The following is a 22,992-nucleotide window of genomic DNA, read 5'->3' as shown; positions in this document are numbered from 1 at the left end:
ACCGAGATTTCTCTCTAAATTTAGCTGTTTATAGAGTGAAAAAGCCTGTCGTCAGCTTTTTATACTGCACACCCCACTGATCTTGCAGGATTTGTCCTACAAGACGTGTCGGCCCACAAGGTCGATCCGATCTGGTTGGCACGGGTTATCCATCCGTGCCTCACAGACTCGGTGGCTCATATCCAATAACAAGATGAGGTTGTATCCCTATGCCAGTTGGCAACCACCTGCCCCAAGGCGAGACCGCTCAAGGCGGCCCGCTGAAACGCGAACTCGGCGAACGGCATATTCGCTTGATGGCGCTTGGCGCCTGTATCGGCGTCGGCCTGTTCCTCGGTTCGGCCAAGGCCATCGAAATGGCCGGCCCGGCCATCATGCTGTCCTACATCCTCGGCGGCCTGGCGATTCTGGTGATCATGCGCGCCCTCGGCGAGATGGCCGTGCATAACCCGGTCGCGGGTTCCTTCAGCCGTTACGCGCAAGACTACCTCGGCCCGCTGGCGGGCTTTCTCACCGGCTGGAACTACTGGTTCCTGTGGCTGGTGACCTGTGTCGCGGAAATCACCGCGGTGGCGGTGTACATGGGCATCTGGTTCCCCGATGTGCCGCGCTGGATCTGGGCCCTGGCGGCCCTGGTGAGCATGGGCTCGATCAACCTGATCGCGGTCAAGGCCTTCGGTGAGTTCGAGTTCTGGTTCGCCCTGATCAAGATCGTTACCATCATCGCCATGGTCATCGGTGGCGTCGGCATCATTGCCTTCGGTTTCGGCAATGACGGCGTGGCGCTGGGCATCTCCAATCTGTGGACCCACGGCGGTTTCATGCCCAACGGCGTGACCGGCGTGCTGATGTCCCTGCAGATGGTGATGTTCGCCTACCTGGGCGTGGAGATGATCGGCCTCACCGCCGGTGAAGCGCGCAACCCGCAGAAGACCATTCCCAACGCCATCGGCTCGGTGTTCTGGCGCATCCTGCTGTTCTATGTGGGCGCGCTGTTCGTGATCCTGTCGATCTACCCGTGGAACGAAATCGGCACCCAGGGCAGCCCGTTCGTGATGACCTTCGAGCGCCTGGGCATCAAGACCGCCGCCGGCATCATCAACTTCGTGGTGATCACCGCCGCGCTGTCATCCTGCAACGGTGGCATTTTCAGCACCGGGCGCATGCTCTACAGCCTGGCGCAGAACGGCCAGGCCCCGGCCGGTTTTGCCAAGACCTCGAACAACGGCGTGCCGCGTCGCGCGCTGCTGCTGTCGATCTTCGCCTTGCTGCTGGGCGTGCTGCTCAACTACCTGGTGCCGGAGAAAGTGTTCGTCTGGGTGACCTCCATCGCCACCTTCGGCGCGATCTGGACCTGGGTGATGATCCTCCTGGCCCAGCTCAAGTTCCGCAAAGGCCTGAGCGCCTCGGAACGTGCCGGCCTGAAGTACCGCATGTGGCTGTACCCGGTCAGTTCCTACCTGGCCCTGGCGTTCCTGGTGCTGGTGGTGGGGCTGATGGCCTACTTCCCGGACACCCGCGTGGCGCTGTATGTGGGGCCGGCGTTCCTGGTGCTGCTGACGGCGTTGTTCTACCTGTTCAAGCTGCAACCGAACAATGCCCAACAGGGCGCGGTGCGTTCGGCGTCGTAACGCCATAGGCGATAAAACCAAAAGCCCCGGTCAGTGACCGGGGCTTTTTTATGCGGGCGCTGTTTCTGCGGTTCCGGGTTTTAGTGTTGCAATCGCCCGCTCACCGCAGCCCGGTGAACGGTCAGCTCCCCAACAGCCCTGTGGTGTCCGCATCGAACGCCGCTTTCGCTTGTTGCGCGGCGGGCGCCAGCAGGGCCAGCAACGCGGCCTCGCTGTACAGCTTGGTGCTCGCCAGGTGCTTGGGCGTTGGTTCGATGGGGATCAGCACGTCTTCATCGCTGGCGTGCAGCCAGATCGCCGCGACATGCAGCGCCGAGACAAACAACACTCGCAGCTCGAAGGTCCGGCCTTTGAGGTGCGGCGCCTTTTCCGCCAGGTTCAGCGCATTGACCGTGGCCGACGCCAGGGCGCCGTGGTTCAGCGACGAGAACTCGACCTGGCCGGCGACTTCCGCCAGTTGCGCGTCGGCAATCGAGACTCCGTCGCTGAATACCAGGTAATGCCAGTCCCCCAGCGTGGCCTGCTGCAGGCCTTTGCCCTGGGCCAGGTCTTCCAGGCTCAGCGAGTAGCCGCGGTAGGGCTCGGACAGGCTCACTTTACTGGCGGTGGCCTGGGCGAGCTGGCGGTTGACGCCGAAGCCTTTGCTCTGCAGGGCCGCCTGGAGAGCCGGGCGCAGTACCTGAGCGCCGTTGGCGGGTGCCTTGGGATAAGTCAGTTGCATGCTGCCCTCCTTAGTTTTTCCGGGTGAAGTAGGTGGTGGTCCAGTTGCCGCCGCCGTTGTACGAACGGGGGAAGGTGTTCAGGGCACGGGTCGAATAGCCGTAGATGGAATCCGCAATCAGCAGGTAGCTGCCGTTGGTGCCATAGATCGCCAGAAAGTGCGCGCCGCCGCCAAACCAGGCACAGCGCAGGCCAACGGGGCGTCCCATGTTGATCTGGTTGTCGATGGCCGAGAGTTGGATCGAGCCCTGGCTCATGCCGCCAAAACTGCGGGTGGTGCGCAGGGCCGAGTCCAGGTAGCCATACACGTTGCATGGCCCTGGCTGGTTGCAGCAGGAATTGCGCCCCAGTTCCGTGTTGGCAACCCCGCATTGAGTCCAGGAACCGGTGCGGTAAAAGTTGCCGACCGAGGCCGACAGCGCGGCCCAGCACCAGTTGGTCTGGGTTTGCTGCTGAATGCTGAAGTTGAGGCTGGCGGCCAGGGCGGCGTGTTCCGCGCTGTCGTCGACTTCGCTCAGTCCGGCGTTGAGCAGGGTGCCGACCAGGCACTGTGGCAGTGCCTCGGCAGGACCTGTGCGGGTAAAGGGTGTGTCTTCAAGGGTTAACATTTTCATCCTCCATGAGTGAAAACAAGCGTCCAGCTTGTGTCGTTGTTGCGTGTGGCGATGCAGCGTTTTTCGCAAGCCCGTGACCGGCCTGTAGGGTTCGCCATCCTCGATGGCCTGCTCCGGTCGGGCTCAGGGGTAACCTTAGCTGCAATATGCATTGATGCAAGTTTAAATATGCATTTGTGCAATTCGTTGTGGATAGGCAATCAGGCCAGAGAAGGCCTGGGAGGGGGCTTGCACGACGACGGCCCATGCAGGCCGGCTTGGATGCCACACGTCTGAAAGACCGCCGGATCAGCGATTTCGCCAATCGATGGGCAGAAAAACCTGCCATACAAGTTGAGCAACATTCAACGCGGGAGAGTCACCAATGAGACTCTTATGGAAGGGAATCTCCAGATACACGGTGATCGGCATCGCTAATACCTTTATCCACTGGCTGGTGTTCTTTTTGCTGAGCTTGGTGGCTGGCCTCAGCCAGGCGCTCAGTAACCTGGCGGCCTTTTGCGTCGCGGCGTCGTTTTCTTTCTATATGAATGCGCGCTTCACCTTCGCCGCCAGGGCCTCGGTCGGCGGCTATCTGCTGTTTCTGGGGGGCATGGGGGCGCTGAGCCTGGGTGTCGGGCATGCCGGGGATGTGTGGCGGCTGCCCGGCTTGCTGACGGTGCTGGTGTTTTCCGCCCTGAGCCTGGTGGCGGGTTTTCTGTTCGCCAAGTACCTGGTGTTCCGCGGGTGTGAACGATGAAGATCTCGCTGATCGTTCCGGTCTTCAATGAAGAGCAGGCCATCGGTCTGTTTTACCAGGCGGTGCGTCGCGAGTTGCGGTTCGAGCAGGGCGAAGTCGAGATCGTGTTTATCAACGACGGCAGTTCCGACCGCACGGCCGAAGAGGTCAAGGCCCTGGCGCAGATGGACGAGCAGGTGCTGTTGATCAACTTTTCGCGCAACTTCGGCAAGGAGCCGGCGTTGTTCGCCGGGCTGGAGCACGCCAGCGGCGATGCGGTGATTCCCATGGACGTCGACCTGCAGGACCCGATCAGCGTCATCCCACGGCTGATCGAGGAATGGCAGAAGGGTGCCGATGTGGTCCTTGCCAAACGCCGCAGGCGCACGGCCGACAGTTTTCTCAGGCGCAGCAGCGCGGCGTTGTTCTACCACCTGCTGAACCGTATCGCCTACACCCGGATCGAGGAGAACGTCGGCGACTTCCGGCTGATGGATCGCAAGGTGGTCGATGTGATCCGGACCCTGCCCGAGCATCAGCTGTTCATGAAGGGCGTCCTGTCGTGGGCCGGGTTCACCACGGTGGTGGTGGAATACGAGCGCGCCGGACGGGTGGCGGGCAAGAGCAAGTTCAATGGCTGGAAACTGTGGAACCTGGCGCTGGAAGGCATCACCTCGTTCAGCACCGTGCCGTTGCGCTTGTGGACCTACATCGGTGGCGGCATCTCGATTTTCGCCGTGCTCTACGCGGTGTACATGGTCCTGGACAAGATCTTCTTCGGCAACAGCGTGCCCGGCTACCCTTCGTTGATGACCGCCATTCTGTTTCTCGGCGGCGTGCAGTTGATCGGCATCGGCATCCTCGGCGAGTACGTCGGCCGTATCTACATCGAGGCCAAGCATCGGCCGCGCTACGTGATCAAGGACGTCATCGGCGGCAAAGACCGCCTGGGGCTCTAGCATGGACAGAATGGGCAGCTTGCTCAGCGGGGAACTCGGGCGTCGCCAGGCCTGGCTGTTTTTTCTGTGCGCCACCTTGTTGTATGTGCTGCCGCTGATCCTCGCGGACTTTCCCTATATCGATGACAACTGGCGCTCTCTGTCGGCCGGCACCGCCTGGACGGAGCAGGGGCGGCTGTTTACCGAGCTGTTCTACAACGCCCTGACCTTCAGCGGCGCTGCGCCAAACATCTTTCCCTTGCCGCTGCTGATCGCCACGCTCGCCATGGCCGCGGCCTTGACCAGCCTGACGTTCCATTACTACCCGCAGCCGACGGCGGCCTGCTGCCTGGTGCTGTTGCCGCTCTGGTACAACCCGTTCTTTCTGCAGAACCTGTCGTATCAATACGACGGCCCGGCCATGGCCTTGAGCCTGGTGGCGGTGATCTACGCCATCACCTATCGCAACCCGTACCGTGTACTGCAATGGCTGGTGCCGGCCTTGCTGGTGGCGCTGGCCATCGGGCTGTATCAGATCAGCATCAATGTGTTCCTGGGCCTGTGTTGCCTGGAGGTGATCCGCGGCGCCAATGACAAGAGTGCCTGGTCGCGCTGGTGGGAAACGATCGGCTGGAAGATCGCCCAGGCGGCCCTGGGCTGGATGATCTATTGCGTCACCGCCTACCCCTTCATGGAACAGACCCGCACCTTGCTGCTGAATGGGTCGGCGCAGCCCTTGCTGCAACTGCAAGTCAACATCGCCAGGGTGCTGGAAAAAGTCGTGCTGCTGTTTCACGGCGGGTTCGCCTGGGTGTTCGCCGCGCTGGCGCTGTGCGCCCTGGCCGGTTGCGTGCGGCTGGGGGCGAACCTGTTCCAGCGGCCGGACAGCGGCCTGAAAAAAGTCGTGATGGCCCTGGTCTGCCTGCTGGCATTGCCGCTGGTGCTTGTGCTGGTGTCGGGGATCGCGCTGTTTTTCCGCGACTTCAATGAAGGCGCCCGGACCTTGATGGGCTTCGCGGTGTTGTGGGTGCTGCTGTTCTATCTGAGCCACCTGGCGCTGGCAGCGCTGCATGAGCGCTTGCCGCTGCTGCTGATGGTGCCGCTGCTGGCGATGCTGGCGCTGTCGTTCGCCTATGGCCGAGTGCTGACGGTGCAGAAAACCCTGGTGGCCAGCGCGCTGTCGAGCCTTGAGCGCGACATCACCAGCCACCGGCCGTTGCGCGAGGCCAAGCGCATCTATATGTCGGTGACCTATTCCGATCACTGGCTGCTGGCGGCCGCGGGCTCGTTCAAGCAGATGCCGGTGCTGCACTACCTGCTGAACATCGACTTCTTCATGCTGGCCGAGAACCTGCCCAAGGTGGGTATTACCAACGTGGTCGCGGAAAGGGAGCGGCGCAATGCGACCCTGGTCGGTTACCAGGGCTATCCACCGCTGGTGGACAGCCGCTACTACCGGATCTATCTGCTGGGCGATTACGGTTTTATCGTCATGAAGGAACCGGCGCCGATCAAGACGCTGCACTGGTGAGGCGCCGGGCTTATCCGCTGGATCAGAACTGATCCATCAGCAGCACACGGCATTCCCTGGCCTGGAAGGCGTTGATCTGTGGCACCAGGCGGGTGAAGTGCTCGGTCTGGCAATGGGCCTCGAGCGCCGCGCGGTCTGGCCATTGTTCGATAAAGATGAAGTGCCCCGGGTCTTGCTGGTCGACGAACAGGTCGTAGGCGATGCAGTTCGGCTCCTGGCGGGTTTTCTCCACCAGTTCGGCGTACCAGGGGCGCACGGTGTCGAGGTGTTCGGGCTTGATGAAATCTTCGGCGATGACTTTGAGCACTTGGGTTGCATCCTTTGCATGATGGATAGCGCCCCGCCGTTGCGGCGGGGCGCCGAGTGTGGCCGGTCAGGCCGCGGCTTCGCTGTTGGGCTCGAAGCTGTCGGCGCGCGCCAGCTGCCACATGCGCGAATAGAACTCGCCGCTGACCGCGCCGGTGAGCAGTTCGCCGGGCTTGAGGAACACATGCAGCTGCGAGAACAGCTTGATCTCGGTGGCCGACATGCGTCGTACCAGGTGCTTGGCTTCCAGTTGTGACGGGTGATTCAGGCCGGCGGCGGCGAGCATTTCGGCCAGGGCCTTGAGGGTGTTGCGGTGGAAACTGAACACCCGCTGCGCCTTGTCCGGCACCACCAGCGCGCGCTGGCGCAGGTTGTCCTGGGTGGCGACGCCGGTCGGGCATTTGTTGGTGTGACAGCTTTGCGACTGGATGCAGCCGATGGCGAACATGAAGCCGCGCGCCGAGTTGGCCCAGTCGGCGCCGATGGCCAGCACACTGGCGATATCGAAGGCGCTGACGATCTTGCCGCTGGCGCCGAGCTTGATCTTGTCGCGCAGGTTCAGGCCCACCAGGGTGTTGTGCACGAACAGCAGGCCTTCGCGCATTGGCACGCCGATGTGGTCGGTGAACTCCACCGGTGCCGCGCCGGTGCCGCCTTCCTTGCCGTCGACCACGATGAAGTCGGGGAGGATGCCGGTTTCCAGCATGGCCTTGGCGATGCCCATGAACTCCCACGGGTGGCCGAGGCAGAACTTGAAGCCTACGGGCTTGCCGCCGGACAGCTCACGCAGCTGCTGGATGAAATGCATCATTTCGATCGGCGTGGAAAAGGCGCTGTGACTCGATGGCGAGATGCAGTCCTCGCCCATGCGGATGCCGCGGGTATCGGCGATTTCCTGGGTCACCTTGTGCTTGGGCAGGATGCCGCCGTGGCCGGGCTTGGCGCCCTGGCTCATCTTGATTTCGATCATTCGCACCTGCGGGTCCTGCGCCTGCCTGGCGAAACGCTCCGGGTCGAAACGGCCGTCGCTGGTGCGGCAGCCGAAATAACCGCTGCCCAGTTCCCAGGTCAGGTCGCCGCCGTTTTCCCGGTGGTAAGGGCTGATGCTGCCTTCGCCGGTGTCATGGGCGAAGTTGCCGAGCTTGGCGCCCTGGTTGAGGGCACGGATGGCGTTGGCGCTGAGGGAGCCGAAGCTCATGGCCGAGATGTTGAACACCGAGGCCGAATAGGGCTGCTTGCACTGCGGGCCGCCGACCGTGACGCGGAAGGTGCTCGGGTCGCTCAGGGGCGCCGGGCGCATGGAATGGCCGATGAATTCGAAACCCGACTGGTAGACGTCGACCAGGGTGCCGAACGGCTTGTCGGCGCTTTCGTTCTTGGCTCGCGAATAGACCAGCGAGCGCTGGGCCCGGGAGAAGGGCAGGGCGTCGCTGTCGGACTCCAGCAGGTACTGGCGGATTTCCGGGCGGATGCCTTCCACCAGGTAGCGGATATTGCCCAGGATCGGGTAGTTGCGGCGCACCGCGTGGGGGCTTTGCAGCAGGTCGAAAATGCCCAGCAGGCTGAGCAGGAAGGTGACCAGGGTGATTGGCCAGAGCCAGTCATGTTCGAGAAAGGGCAAGCTGGCGAGGGTGAAAATCACGCAGGCAGCAAAGAAGGCGTAGCGGCTCAGGAGGGACAGGCTCATACGGTTTCCTTGGTTCGGACTCTATAGATTTCGTTTTTGGGTACTCATTCTTCTTGTGTGGCCAACGATCTTGTTGTTGTAGAGAACGGCTGTGGCGCAGCCAGTGCGCGCACAGGGCAGCTTCAGGCGTCAGGCAGTGCGCGCCTGGAGAACAATCGAAAACAGTTCGGACCGGGACTTGATGCCCCGCTTGCCGTAGATGTGTTTCTTATGGACGTTCACGGTTTCGGCAAAGGTTTGCAGCTTACGAGCGATCTCCTTGCGGGAGCAACCGCTTGAGCATCAGGTGTCCGCCCTGGTGCCAGGTGTTGATGAGGGCGATAGACGATTTGCTGCTTTCCTTATTGCAACTGGTTCTCGTTTCCATGGTTGGATAATGTTACTGTATAACGAATTAAATCATCACCCAGCCCTCGGAGACTGCCATGAAAGCCAATATCCATCCCGCCTACCGCACCGTACTGTTCCACGACACCGCCGCGGATGTGTACTTCCTGATCGGTTCCACCGTGGACACCGACCGCACCCAGCGCCACAGCGATGGCAACACCTATCCCTATGTCACCCTCGACGTCTCCAGCGCCTCGCACCCGGTCTACACCGGCCAGCAGCGCAAGACCCAGTCCGAAGGGCGGATCGCCGGCTTCAACAAGCGTTTCGCTTCGTTCGGTTCGTCCGGCAAGACCGGCAACGCTTGAGGGCCCCGGCCCTTGCCGCACAGCCGCTGGTTCCTGCATCCCTGTAGGAGCGGGCGGCATCCTCTGGTCCATTCCCCTCTCTATTCCAACCCGCCCATGGAAGGCCTGGGTGGCAAGCGCTTGGTCCCGCCCGAGGCGCCGGGTGTATGGAAAAAACAGCGGCCGACTGTGTCGTGACGACGCCTCGCCAGTCATGGGATCCTTGCCGCCTCGCGTAACCGATCCAGGTTTTTCATGACTCTTTCAAGCGCTGCATCCCCCCTTATCCGTATCGCCGCGGCCCTGTTGATCGGCCCGGACGGCCGTACCCTGCTGGTGCGCAAGCGCGGCACCCTGGCCTTCATGCAGCCGGGCGGCAAGATCGAGCCGGACGAGTTGCCGGCCCAGGCCCTGGCCCGTGAACTGGAAGAAGAACTCGGGCTGCGGATCGCCCCGGCCGACGCCCGTTACCTGGGACGTTTTTCCGCACCGGCAGCCAACGAGCCGGGTTTTGTGGTCGAGGCCGAATTGTTTCGCCTCGATCTGGACACCGACGAGGTCCGGCCCGCGGCGGAAATCGAGGAGGTCTGCTGGATCGATCCGCAGGCTGGCGACGAGCTCACATTGGCCCCATTGACACGCGACCTGATCTTGCCGTTCTATCGCGCCTCGCAACTGGCCTCGGCCTGATTTTTCAAGGACAAAGGATTGCCCATCATGATTCCCCTTCACGACATGTTGATCTTCATCGCCGCAGCCTTGCTGATGGTGCTGACCCCCGGCCCCAACATGATCTACCTGATCTCCCGTTCGATCTGCCAGGGGCGCCGGGCAGGCGTGACCTCGCTGGTCGGCGTGGTGGCCGGTTTCTTCGTCCACCTGTTCGCCGCGGCGATCGGCCTGACCGCGGTCTTCATGGCGGTGCCGGTGGCCTATGAAGTGCTCAAGTGGGTCGGCGCTCTGTACCTGATGTGGCTGGCCTGGCAGGCCCTGAAGCCGGGCGCGCGTTCGCCGTTCGAGGCGCAGCAGTTGCCGCCGGATTCGTCGCGCAAGCTGATCCTGATGGGTTTTCTCACCAGCGCCCTGAACCCGAAGATCGCGGTGTTCTACCTGTCGGTCTTTCCCCAGTTCATCAGCCCGGAACACGGTTCGGTGTTCACCCAGAGCATCATCCTCGGCCTGACCCAGATCAGCGTGAGCTTCAGCGTCAACCTGCTGATCGCGCTGTTCGCTTCGGGCATCGCCGCCTGGTTCGTGCACAACCCGCTGTGGCTGGCGACCCAACGTTATTTCATGGGCTTCGTGCTGGCCGGGCTGGCGGTGCGTCTGCTGCTGGAACAACGCCAGACGGTCTGACCGTTTCATTCACCTGCGGCCCGGGGGCCTCGACCGACCATGTCCATCCAGCGCCTCGATGCCGGTCACGCCGCTGCCTACCGCGCGCTGATGCTCGAAGCCTACGAGCATCATCCGCAGGCCTTTACTTCCAGTGTCGTCGAACGTGCGGTGATGCCCTTGAGTTGGTGGGAGTCGCGGCTGAGCAGCCCGCTGGACCTGTTGCTGGGGGCTTTCGAGGATGGCGAACTGATGGGCATCGTCGGCCTGGCGTTCGAGGTCCGGGAAAAAGCCCGGCACAAGGCCACGCTGTTCGGCCTGTATGTGGCGCCGCCTTATCGCCACGGCGGCCTGGGTTACCGGCTGGTCCAGGCGCTGCTGCAGGAGGCGCGCAAACGCCCTGGGGTGCGGCTGGTGCAACTGACGGTCACCGCCGGCAACGACGCCGCCCTGGCGCTGTACCAGCGTTGCGGTTTCGTCCAGTTCGGCCTGGAGCCGCTGGCGGTGCGGGTGGGCGTCGAGTACTTCGACAAGCTCCACCTGTGGCGTGAAGTTGTCTCCCCCCTCTGACAGTCCCCGTTCCTGCAGGCCGATGGCGCTTTTCAACGCACCGCGCTGACCCCGTCCAGGGTCGAGAACGAGGTGTCCTTGGCGGTCAGCAGGAAGTCGCGCATATAGGGCGCATCCAGCATGTCGGCGCGGATCGCCGCGTACAGCGTGGCGAACAGGCCTTTTTCCCCCAGGCGCTTGGCCTTCACATAGCCCCGCGAGCTGTATTCATGCAGCGCCCAGTGGGGCATGCCGCACACGCCTCGGCCGCTGGCCACCAGTTGCATCATCATCACCGTCAGCTCCGAGGTGCGGACCTGGGCCGGTTCGATGTCGGCGGGCTCCAGGAAGCGGGTGAAGATATCCAGGCGATCGCGCTCCACCGGGTAGGTGATCAGGGTTTCGCTGAGCAGGTCTTCCGGAACGATGTAGGGTTTGCTGGCCAGGCGGTGCTGGTTGGCCACCGCCAGCATGGCTTCGTAGGTGAACAGCGGCACGTAGGTGATGCCCGCCAGCTCCAGCGGGTCGGAGGTCACCACCAGGTCCAGGTCGCCACGGGCCAGGGCCGGCAGCGGGGCGAAGGAGAAACCCGAGGCCAGGTCCAGCTCGACTTCCGGCCAGGCGTCGCGGAACTGGTCGATGGTCGGCATCAGCCACTGGAAGCAGCTGTGGCATTCGATGGCCATGTGCAGGCGCCCGGCGGTACCGCCGGCCAGGCGGGAAATGTCCCGTTCGGCGGCGCGCAACAACGGCAGGGTGGCGTCCGCCAGTTGCAGCAGGCGCAGGCCGGCGCTGGTGAAGCGCACCGGCTTGGTCTTGCGCACGAACAGCGGCATGCCCATGCGCTCTTCCAGTTCCTTGAACTGGTGGGACAGGGCGGACTGGGTCAGGTGCAGGCGTTCGGCGGCTTCGACCAGGCTGTCGGCTTCGCGCAGGGCGTGCAGGGTCTTCAGGTGACGGATTTCGAGCACCAGGGTCTCCATGAGTAAATTTTGTGATCAACACGAAAAGGTTGAGTTTGTCTCATGTTAGGTTGGCTGTCGACAATAGCGCCATCTTTTACAGGGAGGAACCCACTCATGGCCTTGGCCCACACCCTTGGTTTTCCGCGCATCGGCGCCGACCGCGAACTGAAAAAAGCCCTCGAATCCTACTGGAAGGGCGACCTTGACCGGCAGGCGCTGCAAGACGTCGGACGCCAGTTGCGGGCCCGGCACTGGCAACTGCAAAAGGACGCCGGCATCGACCTGCTGCCGGTGGGCGACTTCGCCTGGTACGACCAGGTGCTGACTCACTCGCTGACCTTCGGCGTGGTTCCCGAGCGCTTCGCCAGCAGCCAGGACGCCCAGGGCCAGCCGACCCTCGACACCCTGTTCGCCATGGCCCGCGGCGCCTCGGCGGGCTGCTGTGGCGGCGATCACGCAAAGACCCAGTACGCCCAGGAACTGACCAAGTGGTTCGACACCAACTACCACTACCTGGTCCCGGAATTCAGCGCCGACCAGTCGTTCAAGCTGAGCTGGGAACAGCTGTTCGACGAGGTCGATGAAGCTCACGCCCTGGGGCACCGGGTCAAGCCGGTGATCATCGGCCCGCTGACCTACCTGTGGCTGGGCAAGGCCAAGGGCAATGACTTCAACAAGCTCGAGCTGCTGGAACGCCTGCTGCCGGTCTACGGCGAAATCCTCAACCGCCTCAAGGCCCAGGGCGTGGAGTGGGTGCAGATCGACGAACCGATCCTGACCCTCGACCTGCCGCAGGACTGGAAGAGCGCCTTCGAGCGTGCCTACCACATCCTCCAGTACTCGCCGCTGAAAAAGCTGGTGGCCACCTACTTCAGCGGCCTGCAGGACAACCTCGGGCTGGCCGTCGGCCTGCCGGTGGACGGCCTGCACATCGACGCCGTGCGGGCGCCGGAGCAACTGACCCAGGTGCTCGACCGCCTGCCGACCTACAAGATTCTGTCCGTGGGCCTGGTCAACGGTCGCAACGTCTGGCGTTGCGAGCTGGAGCAGGCGCTGGCGCAGCTGCAAGCGGCGCAGGAACGTTTTGGCGACAACCTGTGGGTCAGCAGTTCCTGCTCCCTGTTGCACAGCCCGGTGGACCTGTCCCGGGAAGACCAGCTGGATGCCGAGCTGAAAAGCTGGCTGGCCTTTGCCGTGCAGAAATGCGGCGAGATCTCGGTGCTGCGTGACGCCCTGAACGATCCCCAGGCCCCGGCGGTGCAAGCGGCCCTGGCCGCAAGCCGCCAGGTGCAGGCCAGCCGGGCGCAGTCGCCGCGCATCCACAAGGCCGAGGTCCAGGCGCGGCTCAAGGCGGTCAGCGCCGCCGACAGCCAGCGTCATTCGCCCTTCGCCCAGCGCATTACCCAGCAGCATGCCCGCTTGAAGCTGCCGGTGTTCCCGACCACTACCATCGGTTCGTTCCCGCAGACCGCGTCGATCCGCCTGGCCCGCCAGGCGTTCAAGCAGGGCAAGCTGTCGAACAACGACTACACCGATGCCATGCGCTGCGAAATCCGCCATGCGGTGCAGGTCCAGGAGCGCCTGGGGCTGGATGTGCTGGTGCACGGCGAGGCCGAACGCAACGACATGGTCGAATACTTCGCCGAGCAACTGGACGGCTACCTGTTCACCCGCTTCGGCTGGGTGCAGAGCTACGGTTCGCGCTGCGTGAAACCGGCGGTGATCTACGGCGACCTGAGCCGCCCGCAGGCCATGACCGTTGACTGGATCACCTACGCCCAGAGCCTGACCGACAAGGTGATGAAGGGCATGCTCACCGGGCCGGTGACCATGCTGATGTGGTCCTTCCCCCGCGAGGATGTGCCGCGTGAAGTACAGGCGCGGCAACTGGCGCTGGCCTTGCGCGATGAGGTGGTGGACCTGGAAAAGGCCGGGATCAAGATCGTGCAGATCGACGAGGCGGCGTTCCGCGAGGGCCTGCCGCTGCGCCGGGCGGACTGGCAGCCGTACCTGGACTGGGCGGTGGAAGCCTTCCGCCTGACCGCCTCTGGGGTGCGCGACGAGACCCAGATCCACACCCACATGTGCTACAGCGAGTTCAACGACGTGATCCAGGCCATCGCGGCCATGGATGCCGACGTGATCACCATTGAGACGTCGCGTTCGGACATGGAGCTGCTGGAGGCGTTCGAAGCCTTCGACTACCCGAACGACATCGGCCCGGGGGTGTATGACATCCACTCGCCGCGGGTGCCGGACACCGCCGAGATGGTCAAGCTGATGAGCAAGGCGGTCCAGCGCATTCCCGCCGAGCGCTTGTGGGTCAACCCGGACTGCGGCCTGAAGACCCGCGCCTGGCCGGAGACCGAAGCCGCGCTGGTCAACATGGTCGCCGCCGCCCGTCAGTTGCGTAACCAGCAGGCCTGAATGCACCCATAGCCCCTGTAGCCGCTGCCGAAGGCTGCGAAAAGGACCGAAGGGCCTTCAGCGGATTCAAGATCGCTGCGTCCCTTCGGGCCGATCGCAGCCTGCGGCAGCGGCTACAGGGTTTTATGACCGCTGGGCAATCTTCATCAAACTGTCACGTAACTGTGGCAGCGCGCTCGACCAAAGTTCATCAGACTCGCGCTCTACTGGGCTTCTGCGTTTCGGTGTTTCTTCATGTGGGCAAGATTTTTTTCAACGACTGTTTTCCTGGCCGCGCTGCTGTTCGGCCTGCCGTCTCAGGCGGCGTCTCGCTGCGATGTCAACGTACCGACCCAAAGGGTCGAACTGGAGCAGGTGAGCCTGGCCTACCAGAGTATCGGCCGTGCCTCCGATCCGGCCCTGCTGCTGGTGATGGGCCTGGGCGGGCAGCTGATCCACTGGCCGGACGAAGTGGTCGTTGCCCTGTGCCAGCAGGGTTTTCGGGTGATCCGTTACGACAACCGCGACGTCGGCCTGTCCACCTGGCGCCAGGCGCCGGTCAGCGCCAACCTGACGTTCGAGGTGCTGCGCTACAAGCTCGGCCTGCCGGTGGCCGCGCCCTACAGCCTGACCGACATGGCCGACGACGCCCTGGGCCTGATGAATGCCCTGCAGGTCGAGCAGTTCCATGTCCTGGGCGCGAGCATGGGCGGGATGATCGCCCAGCACCTGGCGGCCATGGCGCCGCAGCGGGTCGAGAGCCTGACCCTGATCATGACCAGCTCCGGCGCCGAAGGCCTGCCGGCGCCCAATGCGGCGCTGGTGCAACTGTTGTCGCGGCGCGGCGCGCCGAACCGTGAGGTGGCGCTGGAGCAACAGGCCGACCTGCTGGCCGCCCTCGGCAGCCCGCAGGTCACCGACGATCGGCAGGCGCTGCTGCATCAGGCGGCGGAGGCCTATGACCGGGCCTTCAACCCGGAAGGGGTGAAGCGCCAGATCATGGCGATCCTCGCCGAACCGAGCCGGGTGGCCCTGCTCAACCAGCTGCGCGTGCCGACCCTGGTGGTGCATGGCACCGCCGATCCGTTGCTGCCGGTGATGCACGGCGTGCACCTGGCGGCGCATATCCAGGGCAGCCAATTGAAGCTGATTCCGGGCCTGGCCCATCGCTTTCAGGAAGCCTTCAAGGCGCCGTTACTGGCGGCGGTGTTGCCGTACCTGCAACGCCATCGTGAAGACACTTCGCACTGGGCACAGATCGATCCGCTGCCTGCGCCGAATCTTCTTTGAGCTGATGCTCATGTAGGAGCGGACGGCGCCTGGCTTCTGTAGGCGCCAGGCTTGCCAGCGATGGAGGCAACGCGGTGAGTCTGAAATATCGCCATCGCGGGCAACAGGCTTTGGTGGATCAGCGAACGATCTTGTCGACCTGGATCCCGAGTTTCTTCAGGCGGTACCAGAAGCTGCGCTCGGAAATGCCGATCAGCTGCGCGGCGGCGGCCTGCACGCCGTTGCTCTGTTGCAGGGCGGCGAGGATGTAGGCCTTCTCCACTTCGGCCAGGGCTGCGTCCAGGTCGCTGGGCACGTTGAGGCTGTCGCCGGGCAGGGCGCAGGCCCCGGCGTTCACGGGAGGTGAGCTGAACAGATAGCCCGGCAGGTCGCTTTCCTCGATCACCGCGCCCGCGGCGACTATGGTCGCGCGCTCGACGCAGTTCTGCAGTTCGCGGATATTGCCCGGCCAGGCGTAATTGGCCATGGCCTGCAGGGCCTGCGGGCTGAAGCCGGTGATGCGTTTGCCGGCGGTGGCGCCCAGGGTGTGGGCGAAGTGCCGGGCCAGGGGCGCGATATCCTCGACCCGCTCGCGCAGGGCGGGCAGGGGGATCGGGAAGACATTGAGGCGGTAATACAGGTCTTCGCGAAACTCCTTGTTGGCCACCGCTTCCAGCAGGTTCTTGTTGGTGGCGGCGATCACCCGCACATCGACCTTGCGCTCGCGCGGGTCGCCCACCGGTTCGATCACCCGCTCCTGCAAGGCACGCAGGATCTTCGCCTGCAGGGCCAGGGGCATGTCGCCGACCTCATCGAGGAACAGCGTGCCTTTGTCCGCCTGCTGAAAGCGCCCGACCCGGTCGGCCACGGCGCCGGTGAAGGCGCCCTTGCGATGGCCGAACATTTCGCTTTCCAGCAGGCCTTCGGGGATCGCCGCGCAGTTGACCGCGACAAAGGGTTTGTTGGCGCGGTTGCCGTGCTGGTGGATGGCCCGGGCGACCATCTCCTTGCCGGTGCCGCTTTCGCCGGTCAGCAGGATGGTGGCGTTGCTTTCGCGCACCGAGTCCACCGCTTGCAGGACCCGGCGGAAGGTCGGGCTGTCGCCCACCAGGCTATCGATCTGCCGGTGCTCGTCGAGCTCGGCGCGCATGCGCTGGTTGTCTTTGAGAATGTCGCGAAACTGCAGGGCCTTGCTGACGGTGATGTCCAGCTCGTCGATGTCGAAGGGCTTGGCGATGTAGTCGTAGGCGCCGTTGCGCATCGACTGCACGGCATTTTTCACCGTGCTGTAGGCGGTCATGACGATCACCGGGATCTGTGGGTAGCGCTGCTTGACCTCGGCCAGCAGCTGCGGGCCGTCCATGCCGGGCATGCGCCAGTCGCTGATCACCAGGTCGATCTCTTCCTGCTCCAGCACCTTGAGCGCATGCAGGCCATTGCCGGCGGTGAACACCTGGATGCCGTCCTGGCTCAGCGCCGAGGACAGCAGGTCGCAAAGCTTGGGCTCGTCGTCGACCACCAGCAGGTTATGCGTCATGGCTGGGCCTTTTGCTCGTCTTGATCATCTTCGTCGTCCTCACCTTTGGCCGGAATGTACAGGCTGAAGGTGGCGCCGGCATCTATTTCGCTGCTGCATTCGATGTGCCCGTCATGGTTTTCCATGATCGAGAACACCTTGGCCAGGCCCAGCCCGGTGCCCGAGGCCTTGGTGGTGACGAAGGGGGTGAAGATGCGTTCGAGCATGTCCGGCTCGATGCCCTGGCCGGTGTCGGCGACCCGCAGGATGGTGTGCTCGGCGTCCTGGGCGATGCCCAGGGTCAGGCGTCCGCCGGCGGGCATGGCGTCGATGGCGTTGAGGATCAGGTTCAGGCAGGCCTGCTTGAGCTGGCGGGCGTCGGCGTACAGGGTCGCGCCTGGCGCCTGGTCGTCGATCCGGGCGTCGATCTTGTGGCTGGCCAGTTCCGGCTCGCAGAAGCCGATCAGTTCCTCCACCAGCGGCCGCGCCAGCAGGGTCGAGCGGATCGGCGCGCTGGGTTTGGCGAAGTCGAGGAAATCGGTGATCAGGTCGTTGATCCGGCTGACTTCGCTGATCACGTATTCCAGGTGGCGCTTGTCGCCTTCGGGCAGGTCCGCCCGGCGGTGCAGCAATTGGGTGGCGGTCTTGATGATGCCCAAAGGGTTGCGGATCTCGTGGGCCAGGCCCATGGCCACTTCGCCCAGGGCGTGCAGGCGGTCGCGACGGCGCAACTGGGCTTCCAGGTGATGCAGTTCGCCCAGGCGTTCGCTCATATGGTTGAAGGTACTGCTCAGCTCCGCCAGCTCGTCGCCGCCAATCACCGGCACGCGTTGCCGGTAGTCGCCGGCGATCACCGCCTGGACCCCCTTGGACAAGCCGCGCAGGGGCATGGTCAGTCGTTTCGACACCAGCCAGCCGACGGCCAGCGACGCCGCCGAGCTGAGCAGGAAGATCAGGATGAACAGGTTGCTCTGGTTGACCAGCCCCACCAGGCTGCTGTGGCGCAGCAGGCCGCTGAAAATCACCCCCACCAGCTCGCCGCTGTCGTTGAAGATCGGCCGGTACAGCCCGCTGTAGCGGCTGGTGAACTGCTCGGTGGGTTGGCGAGTGTCGCGCAGGATGTTCTCGATCTTTTCCGGCACCTGGGTCGGGTGGTCTTCGAAACGCTGGGTGGCGAAGATCTCGGCGAAGTCGTTGGCCTTGGCCAGGTACAGGCGCAGGTCGAGGGAATGCACGTCGGCCACGCTGGTGAGGAAGCTGGCGTCCAGGTAGGTGGCGATCAGCAGTTGGTAGTCGATGCCGTCGAGGGTGGTCTGGAAGGTCGAGACCACGGCTCCCGTGGCCACGCCGCCGACCTGCAGGGTCTGCAGCACGGCGTTGTGGGCCAGGCTGATCTGCCCGACGATGTCGTCGGCGGCGGTGCTGAACACCACCTGCTGGTCGCGCTTGCGGATCAGCGCCACCACATCGATGCCCATGGAGTCGGCGATGTCGGCGGTGAGCTTGTCGTGCCTGGCCGCGTTGCGGTCGGTGGGCGACCTGGTGTAACGCAGGAACAGCTGGGCGATGCGCGCGTTGTCGCGCAGGGTCTCGGTGATTTCGTCCTCGACGATCTTGGTCGACTCCTGCAGCCAGATGCGCACGTTGCTGTCGAAGATCTGCGACAGGGTGGTGGCCGCCAGCTCTGCGGCGATCATGGTGGGGATCACGCTGACCATCCAGAACGCCAGCACCAGCTTGCGCTGCAGGCTCCAGCGGGAGATGGCGAAAGGGCGAGGGGCGCGGCGGTCTTTTCTGGTCATGAACTTTCGCTTAGTGCAGCAGCCATGGCGGGGTCGGTGCGATCCGGCCGGAGAACATATTTCAGCCCTTTGAGCAGGGTGTCGAGCAGCGGGTTGCGATGCTGGAAAAACAGGCTGTTGCCGGTGAAGGTACAGCCCAGGCGCAGCTTGCTGGCATAACCGGCCTGGCCACATTCGTAGAGCGCGATCCGGTGCTGGATACAGTAGTCGACATTGGCCATCCAGCTGCGCAAATACAGGTTGTGCTCACGAGTGATATCCAGGTCGTGGGCGAAGAATTTGTCGATCAGCCGGTGCTCGTCCAGCAGCACCAGGTTGAAGGCCACCAGTTGGTCGTCGACCCAGTACAGCACGCAGGCGGCCCGTTCCCCCAACTGCTGGAGGATACCGGTGAAATAGGGCGCGGGTAAGCGTTCGAATTGCAGTTCGCTGCGCCGCAGGGTGGCTTCGTACAGGCGCATGACCTCGGGCAGCACATCGTCGATGTTGTGTCGCCATTCGATTCGCAGCCCGGGCGCGCGCAACTTGCGGCGCAGGTCCTTGCGCGTGGACTTGCCCAGGGTGCCGAGGTAGGCATCCAGCGAGCCGAAGGGCACCGGCAGCAGGGCGCTGGGCAGGCTGGGCATGGTTTGCAGGCCGAACGCCTGGCAGCTGGCGGCCCATTGCCGATCCTGGCTGGCGGCATCCTTGACCGCCAGCAGGCCGATGCCCTGGGCGTCGGCATCGCGCCGGGCCAGGTGCAGCAGTTGCTCCAGCAGGGCCTGGCGGCGCACCGCGGGAATATGGCTGGCGGTGCCGGCGTGGCACTGTTCGGCCACCGGCGAACCGATGGCGTACAGGCGCAGTTGCAGCAGCCCCGGCCACCAGCGTTGCAGGCGTTCGCTCAGGCGCTTGGCCGGGCCCGAGACGGTGGTGTCCAGGCGATAGCAGGTGGTGAAGGCCGGAGCGACGGCCACCAGCTTCGAATCTTCGAACACTGCCAGATAGCGCCAGCTGAAGCCCTCGATGCCGGCGTTCTGTACCGCCAGGTAATAATCCCAATCTTCCAGGGCGCCGGGAAAACAGTCGTTCCAGGCGCTGCGGTCGATGGCCTGGATGCTCGAAAAGACTTGGCTGGTGATCACGTGCGGTCCTTGAGTCAGGCGAACTGGCGCTGGTCGTCGTACGCTGCGGGCCGCGGGTCCGCCTGGCGTTCGATGAAGTCCGCGCTCAACTCCACCACCCGGCGGTACTGCAGGTCGACGGTGATCATGTGGTAGCAGTTGTCGAGCAGCACCTTGACCACCGGGCCGCCGAGCTTGCGCTCGACATAGTCGGCGTTCCAGCGGCTGGTGATGTCGTCCTCGATGGAGTGCAGCACCAGGGCCGGGGTGGTGATCGACGGCATGCGTTTTTTCACCACCGCGTTCATCCGGTGCAGCTCGCGCACGGTCACCCCCTCCATGGTGAGCAGGCCGGCACTGCTGCTTTCGCCGGCCTTCATCTGCCGCTCGACCACCGCCCGCAGGCGCTCGTTCTTGATGCCGTACGGCGGCTTCTCCTCGAAGCTGCAGATGTGCACGCCGAACGGAATCTTCATCAGCAGCGGGGTGAGGAACGCCAGCTTGTTGATGCTCCAGCCGTCGTACTTGAGGGTGGTCGAATACATCAGCAGGCCGCTGACCTGCCCCGGGTGTTCCGAGGCCAGGTACATGGACATGACGGCGCCCATCGACAGGCCGCCGACGAATACCTGCCGGTGGCATTGGCGGATGCCGACGAAGGTCCGGCGCACGCCCTCGTACCAGTCCTGCCAGCCAGTGGCCTGCAGGTCGGCGTTGTTGCCGCAGTGCCCGGCCAGGGTCGGCACGTACACCGTGCACCCTGCGTTGGCCAGGCCGACGGCCACCCGACGCAGTTCCGTCGGGGTGCCGGTGAGGCCGTGGATCAACAACACCGCGACCTCGCCACTGCCGAGCACGAACCCGGCATCGCCCTGGCCCAGGTCGATGCCTTCGTCCAGATCGATCGGTGCGCTCATCGCTTCATGGCCCGGTCCAGCAGACGGTCGAGCAGGGCGATGCCGAGGTCGATCTCCGCGTAGCTGATTTCCAGCGAGGGGGCCAGGGTGATGACGTTCTTGTAGTAGCCGCCCACATCGAGAATCAGCCCCAGGCGCTGGCCGTTGATTTCGATGTCGCCCTTCATGCCTTCCTCGACCATGTAGTCCAGGGTCGCCTTGTCCGGGGTGAAACCGTCGCTGGTGCAGATCTCGCAGCGCAGCGCCAGGCCCAGGCCGTCGACGTCGCCGATGATCGGGTAGCGCTTCTGCAGGTCTTGCAATCCGGCCAGGAAGTATTTGCCCTTGTCCATGACCATCGCGCCGTAGTCGGTCTCGCTGGTCATCTTGAACATTTCCAGGCCCACCGCGGTGCCCAGCGGGTTGGAGGCGAAGGTCGAGTGGGTCGAACCCGGCGGGAACACCTTGGGGTTGATCAGTTCTTCGCGGGCCCAGATGCCGCCCAGGGGGTTGAGGCCGTTGGTCAGGGCCTTGCCGAAGACGATCACGTCCGGCTTGACGTCGAAGTGCTCGATCGACCACAGCTTGCCGGTGCGGTAGAAGCCCATCTGGATCTCGTCGACCACCATCAGGATGCCGTGCTGGTCGAGCACGTGCTTGAGCTCGCTGTAGAAGTTCATCGGCGGGATCACGTAGCCGCCGGTGCCCTGGATCGGCTCGACGTAGAAGGCGGCGTATTCGCTCTGGCCGACTTTCGGGTCCCACACGCCGTTGTATTCGGTCTCGAACAGTCGGGCGAACTGCTGCACGCAGTGGCTGCCGTACTCTTCCTTGGTCATGCCCTTGGGGCCGCGGAAGTGGTAGGGGAAGGGAATGAAGTTGGCGCGCTCGCCGAAGTGGCCGTAGCGGCGACGGTAGCGGTAGCTGGAGGTGATCGACGAGGCACCGAGGGTGCGGCCGTGGTAGCCGCCCTCGAAAGCGAACATCAGGCTCTTGCCGTTGGTGGCGTTGCGCACGACTTTCAGCGAGTCCTCGATGGACTGCGAGCCGCCGACGTTGAAGTGCACGCGGCCGTCGAGGCCGAATTTCTTCTTGGCATCGACCGCGATCATTTCCGAGAGCTCGATCTTGCCCTTGTGCAGATACTGGCTGGCGATCTGCGGCAGGCTGTCGATCTGTTGCTTGAGGGCGTTGTTCAGGCGCGGGTTGGCATAGCCGAAGTTCACCGCCGAGTACCACATCTGCAGGTCGAGGTAGGCCTGGTCGCTGGTGTCCCAGACGTAGGAGCCCTCGCAGCGGCTGAAGATCCGTGGCGGTTCGATGTAGTGGACGGTGTCGCCGTAGGAGCAGTACTTGGCTTCTTTTTCCAGAAGCACCTGGTCTTCTGCGGTAGCGATACGAATGTCAGACATGGTGGAAGAGTTCCTGAGTGTGTACGGAGTGTTCGGTGGTGTTGTCGAGGGTGAAGGTGCCGGCGTTGGCCGCGTCGTTGGGCAACAGCGCCAGCAGTGCCGGCAGTTCGGCGAAGGAGTCGAAGGTCGCGTGGGGAATGGCGTGGCGTTGGCAGTACTCGGCCAGGCGGCCCTTGGCGAACACGAAGTCGGCGCTGGCGGCCACGCACATGTCGGACTGGCCGTCGCCGATCACCAGCACCCGCTTGCCCTTGGGCGTGGATTTGCATTTGCAGTTGCCGGACGCGGCGCGGCAGGCGTCGCTGGAATGCGGGAAGTCGATGCGCCAGCTGTGCTGGTCGACCTGGCGCAGGCGGTTGGCGAGGATCGGCAGCAGGCTCACGTAGTGGCGCGCGAGGATTCGCGCGATGCCTTGCTCGATGCCGTCGCTGACCACTTCCAGGGACGCGCCCAGGCCGATCACGTGATCGACGAAGTCGGGGAAGTCGGGATCGATCTCGACGCTGTCGAAGCAGGCCAGCAATTCGGCGGGCGAGGCCTTGACCAGCGCCAGTTGGCGGCTGAGGCATTCCCGGGAGCCGATATGGCCATCCAGCCATTGCTGCTCGATGTCTTCCCAGCTCGGGTCGGCGAAGCGTTGGAGGACGTTGTCGATCACGTCGGTGCGGGTGATGGTCCCGTCGAAGTCACACACGATATGCCAGTGCATCATCTGCAGTTACCTGTTGTAGAGGAGCGCACTTTGCGCATGCCAGGTACTGGAGCAGGGACTGTGCCAAGTGGCTCAAGCCCAGGCGGGCTGGGCTTTGCGCGGGAACAAGGCGTTGGATGGGCGGGTTGGAGCTACAAATTTTGTAGCTCGCTACAAACAACATCAGTGCTTGCAGGGAGGGGGCACGGTGGTGATTGATGCGCGC

The 22,992-nt window shown here is 63.8% G+C and carries 21 protein-coding genes and 1 pseudogene; 10 read left to right on the top strand and 12 right to left on the bottom strand.

The features are described from left to right. The first annotated feature begins 209 nt into the window (after nucleotides 1–209). Nucleotides 210–1,631, top strand: a complete 1,422-nt coding sequence (locus tag AC3RCP_RS25660) for an amino acid permease (protein WP_007923136.1) — start codon at nucleotides 210–212, stop codon at nucleotides 1,629–1,631. Nucleotides 1,632–1,752: 121 nt separating this feature from the next. On the opposite strand, the gene AC3RCP_RS25655 is transcribed toward AC3RCP_RS25660, so the two are convergent. Then, nucleotides 1,753–2,352, bottom strand: a complete 600-nt coding sequence (locus AC3RCP_RS25655; protein WP_492570771.1) for a hypothetical protein — start codon at nucleotides 2,350–2,352, stop codon at nucleotides 1,753–1,755. 10 nt (nucleotides 2,353–2,362) lie between these two features. After that, complete coding sequence (locus AC3RCP_RS25650) at nucleotides 2,363–2,959, bottom strand: papain-like cysteine protease family protein (RefSeq protein WP_087090097.1); 597 nt, start codon at nucleotides 2,957–2,959, stop codon at nucleotides 2,363–2,365. A gap of 370 nt (nucleotides 2,960–3,329) precedes the next feature. On the opposite strand from AC3RCP_RS25650, the gene AC3RCP_RS25645 reads away from it, so the two are divergent. The 3 genes from AC3RCP_RS25645 to AC3RCP_RS25635 are packed head-to-tail and all read left to right on the top strand — an operon-like array spanning nucleotide 3,330 to nucleotide 6,152. Continuing rightward, nucleotides 3,330–3,704, top strand: coding sequence for a GtrA family protein (locus tag AC3RCP_RS25645; RefSeq protein WP_101338966.1), 375 nt, complete (start codon nucleotides 3,330–3,332; stop codon nucleotides 3,702–3,704). Beyond that, nucleotides 3,701–4,642: a glycosyltransferase family 2 protein gene (locus AC3RCP_RS25640; RefSeq protein WP_053262475.1), complete on the top strand. Its 942-nt coding sequence runs from the start codon at nucleotides 3,701–3,703 to the stop codon at nucleotides 4,640–4,642. Before AC3RCP_RS25645 ends, AC3RCP_RS25640 begins: the two co-directional genes overlap by 4 nt. 1 nt (nucleotide 4,643) lies before the next feature. Next, nucleotides 4,644–6,152, top strand: coding sequence for a glucosyltransferase domain-containing protein (locus AC3RCP_RS25635; RefSeq protein WP_492570772.1), 1,509 nt, complete (start codon nucleotides 4,644–4,646; stop codon nucleotides 6,150–6,152). Nucleotides 6,153–6,174: 22 nt separating this feature from the next. On the opposite strand, the gene AC3RCP_RS25630 is transcribed toward AC3RCP_RS25635, so the two are convergent. The 3 genes and pseudogenes from AC3RCP_RS25630 to AC3RCP_RS25620 form a co-directional block, all read right to left on the bottom strand. Next, on the bottom strand, nucleotides 6,175–6,459 hold the full coding sequence (locus tag AC3RCP_RS25630; protein WP_097134934.1) for a putative quinol monooxygenase: 285 nt from the start codon (nucleotides 6,457–6,459) through the stop codon (nucleotides 6,175–6,177). Between the two features lie 66 nt (nucleotides 6,460–6,525). After that, entirely contained in the window at nucleotides 6,526–8,145 is a 1,620-nt protein-coding gene (locus AC3RCP_RS25625) for an FMN-binding glutamate synthase family protein (RefSeq protein ID WP_101338964.1), read from the bottom strand. 129 nt (nucleotides 8,146–8,274) lie between these two features. Beyond that, nucleotides 8,275–8,421, bottom strand: a pseudogene (locus AC3RCP_RS25620) (LuxR C-terminal-related transcriptional regulator); the annotation flags it as partial. Nucleotides 8,422–8,570: 149 nt separating this feature from the next. On the opposite strand from AC3RCP_RS25620, the gene AC3RCP_RS25615 reads away from it, so the two are divergent. From AC3RCP_RS25615 to AC3RCP_RS25600, 4 genes are all read left to right on the top strand, one after another. Further along, nucleotides 8,571–8,843 (top strand): type B 50S ribosomal protein L31, encoded by a 273-nt coding sequence (locus AC3RCP_RS25615; RefSeq protein WP_009045397.1) that lies wholly within the window; start codon nucleotides 8,571–8,573, stop codon nucleotides 8,841–8,843. 234 nt (nucleotides 8,844–9,077) lie between these two features. Beyond that, complete coding sequence (locus tag AC3RCP_RS25610) at nucleotides 9,078–9,512, top strand: NUDIX hydrolase (protein WP_101338962.1); 435 nt, start codon at nucleotides 9,078–9,080, stop codon at nucleotides 9,510–9,512. A gap of 27 nt (nucleotides 9,513–9,539) precedes the next feature. Beyond that, a complete protein-coding gene (locus tag AC3RCP_RS25605) occupies nucleotides 9,540–10,178 on the top strand; it encodes a LysE family translocator (protein WP_007930534.1) in 639 nt (212 codons plus the stop codon). 39 nt (nucleotides 10,179–10,217) lie between these two features. Next, nucleotides 10,218–10,727: a GNAT family N-acetyltransferase gene (locus AC3RCP_RS25600; protein WP_492570773.1), complete on the top strand. Its 510-nt coding sequence runs from the start codon at nucleotides 10,218–10,220 to the stop codon at nucleotides 10,725–10,727. A 32-nt stretch (nucleotides 10,728–10,759) separates the two neighbouring features. Here AC3RCP_RS25600 and metR read toward each other — a convergent pair whose 3' ends face one another. After that, on the bottom strand, nucleotides 10,760–11,677 hold the full coding sequence (gene metR / locus AC3RCP_RS25595) for a transcriptional regulator MetR (RefSeq protein WP_007930536.1): 918 nt from the start codon (nucleotides 11,675–11,677) through the stop codon (nucleotides 10,760–10,762). Nucleotides 11,678–11,785: 108 nt separating this feature from the next. Here metR and metE point away from each other — a divergent pair, with 108 nt between their 5' ends. Together metE and AC3RCP_RS25585 are read left to right on the top strand one after the other, a co-directional pair. Then, on the top strand, nucleotides 11,786–14,098 hold the full coding sequence (metE, locus tag AC3RCP_RS25590) for a 5-methyltetrahydropteroyltriglutamate--homocysteine S-methyltransferase (RefSeq protein ID WP_101338960.1): 2,313 nt from the start codon (nucleotides 11,786–11,788) through the stop codon (nucleotides 14,096–14,098). A gap of 234 nt (nucleotides 14,099–14,332) precedes the next feature. Next, nucleotides 14,333–15,367, top strand: a complete 1,035-nt coding sequence (locus tag AC3RCP_RS25585; RefSeq protein WP_492570774.1) for an alpha/beta fold hydrolase — start codon at nucleotides 14,333–14,335, stop codon at nucleotides 15,365–15,367. Nucleotides 15,368–15,485: 118 nt separating this feature from the next. Here AC3RCP_RS25585 and AC3RCP_RS25580 read toward each other — a convergent pair whose 3' ends face one another. Genes AC3RCP_RS25580 through AC3RCP_RS25555 form a run of 6 tightly spaced genes read right to left on the bottom strand, consistent with a single transcriptional unit; the run spans nucleotide 15,486 to nucleotide 22,787 of the window. Beyond that, entirely contained in the window at nucleotides 15,486–16,883 is a 1,398-nt protein-coding gene (locus tag AC3RCP_RS25580) for a sigma-54-dependent transcriptional regulator (RefSeq protein WP_101338958.1), read from the bottom strand. After that, nucleotides 16,880–18,664 carry a sensor histidine kinase gene (locus AC3RCP_RS25575; protein WP_492570775.1) on the bottom strand — a complete coding sequence of 595 codons (1,785 nt, stop codon included), beginning with the start codon at nucleotides 18,662–18,664 and terminating at the stop codon, nucleotides 16,880–16,882. Before AC3RCP_RS25575 ends, AC3RCP_RS25580 begins: the two co-directional genes overlap by 4 nt. Continuing rightward, nucleotides 18,661–19,788, bottom strand: coding sequence for a GNAT family N-acetyltransferase (locus AC3RCP_RS25570; protein ID WP_101338956.1), 1,128 nt, complete (start codon nucleotides 19,786–19,788; stop codon nucleotides 18,661–18,663). The genes AC3RCP_RS25575 and AC3RCP_RS25570 overlap by 4 nt, the downstream gene beginning before the upstream one ends. Before the next feature lie 14 nt (nucleotides 19,789–19,802). After that, nucleotides 19,803–20,684 (bottom strand): alpha/beta hydrolase, encoded by an 882-nt coding sequence (locus AC3RCP_RS25565; RefSeq protein WP_492570776.1) that lies wholly within the window; start codon nucleotides 20,682–20,684, stop codon nucleotides 19,803–19,805. Next, nucleotides 20,681–22,075 (bottom strand): aspartate aminotransferase family protein, encoded by a 1,395-nt coding sequence (locus AC3RCP_RS25560; RefSeq protein WP_492570777.1) that lies wholly within the window; start codon nucleotides 22,073–22,075, stop codon nucleotides 20,681–20,683. Before AC3RCP_RS25560 ends, AC3RCP_RS25565 begins: the two co-directional genes overlap by 4 nt. Further along, the gene (locus AC3RCP_RS25555; protein WP_101338954.1) at nucleotides 22,068–22,787 is read right to left on the bottom strand and encodes an MtnX-like HAD-IB family phosphatase; all 720 of its coding nucleotides are present in this window, start codon (nucleotides 22,785–22,787) and stop codon (nucleotides 22,068–22,070) included. The genes AC3RCP_RS25560 and AC3RCP_RS25555 overlap by 8 nt, the downstream gene beginning before the upstream one ends. Nucleotides 22,788–22,992: the final 205 nt, after the last annotated feature.

Source organism: Pseudomonas sp. GW822-FHT05A08, from assembly GCF_058800485.1.
The sequence above is the reverse complement of the archived record's forward strand: the minus strand, read 5'-3'. Positions and strand labels throughout refer to the sequence as shown.

What these genes read in the sequence shown, in the direction of transcription:
- AC3RCP_RS25605 (WP_007930534.1), top strand. Translation starts at nt 9,540, where the DNA reads ATGATTCCCCTTCACGACATGTTGATCTTCATCGCCGCAGCCTTGCTG.
- AC3RCP_RS25610 (WP_101338962.1), top strand. Translation starts at nt 9,078, where the DNA reads ATGACTCTTTCAAGCGCTGCATCCCCCCTTATCCGTATCGCCGCGGCC.
- AC3RCP_RS25660 (WP_007923136.1), top strand. Translation starts at nt 210, where the DNA reads ATGCCAGTTGGCAACCACCTGCCCCAAGGCGAGACCGCTCAAGGCGGC.
- AC3RCP_RS25585 (WP_492570774.1), top strand. Translation starts at nt 14,333, where the DNA reads ATGTGGGCAAGATTTTTTTCAACGACTGTTTTCCTGGCCGCGCTGCTG.
- AC3RCP_RS25580 (WP_101338958.1), bottom strand. Translation starts at nt 16,883, where the DNA reads ATGACGCATAACCTGCTGGTGGTCGACGACGAGCCCAAGCTTTGCGAC.
- AC3RCP_RS25655 (WP_492570771.1), bottom strand. Translation starts at nt 2,352, where the DNA reads ATGCAACTGACTTATCCCAAGGCACCCGCCAACGGCGCTCAGGTACTG.
- AC3RCP_RS25625 (WP_101338964.1), bottom strand. Translation starts at nt 8,145, where the DNA reads ATGAGCCTGTCCCTCCTGAGCCGCTACGCCTTCTTTGCTGCCTGCGTG.
- AC3RCP_RS25560 (WP_492570777.1), bottom strand. Translation starts at nt 22,075, where the DNA reads ATGTCTGACATTCGTATCGCTACCGCAGAAGACCAGGTGCTTCTGGAA.
- AC3RCP_RS25600 (WP_492570773.1), top strand. Translation starts at nt 10,218, where the DNA reads ATGTCCATCCAGCGCCTCGATGCCGGTCACGCCGCTGCCTACCGCGCG.
- AC3RCP_RS25645 (WP_101338966.1), top strand. Translation starts at nt 3,330, where the DNA reads ATGAGACTCTTATGGAAGGGAATCTCCAGATACACGGTGATCGGCATC.
- AC3RCP_RS25640 (WP_053262475.1), top strand. Translation starts at nt 3,701, where the DNA reads ATGAAGATCTCGCTGATCGTTCCGGTCTTCAATGAAGAGCAGGCCATC.
- metE (WP_101338960.1), top strand. Translation starts at nt 11,786, where the DNA reads ATGGCCTTGGCCCACACCCTTGGTTTTCCGCGCATCGGCGCCGACCGC.
- AC3RCP_RS25650 (WP_087090097.1), bottom strand. Translation starts at nt 2,959, where the DNA reads ATGTTAACCCTTGAAGACACACCCTTTACCCGCACAGGTCCTGCCGAG.
- AC3RCP_RS25565 (WP_492570776.1), bottom strand. Translation starts at nt 20,684, where the DNA reads ATGAGCGCACCGATCGATCTGGACGAAGGCATCGACCTGGGCCAGGGC.
- AC3RCP_RS25575 (WP_492570775.1), bottom strand. Translation starts at nt 18,664, where the DNA reads ATGACCAGAAAAGACCGCCGCGCCCCTCGCCCTTTCGCCATCTCCCGC.
- AC3RCP_RS25555 (WP_101338954.1), bottom strand. Translation starts at nt 22,787, where the DNA reads ATGATGCACTGGCATATCGTGTGTGACTTCGACGGGACCATCACCCGC.
- AC3RCP_RS25635 (WP_492570772.1), top strand. Translation starts at nt 4,644, where the DNA reads ATGGACAGAATGGGCAGCTTGCTCAGCGGGGAACTCGGGCGTCGCCAG.
- AC3RCP_RS25615 (WP_009045397.1), top strand. Translation starts at nt 8,571, where the DNA reads ATGAAAGCCAATATCCATCCCGCCTACCGCACCGTACTGTTCCACGAC.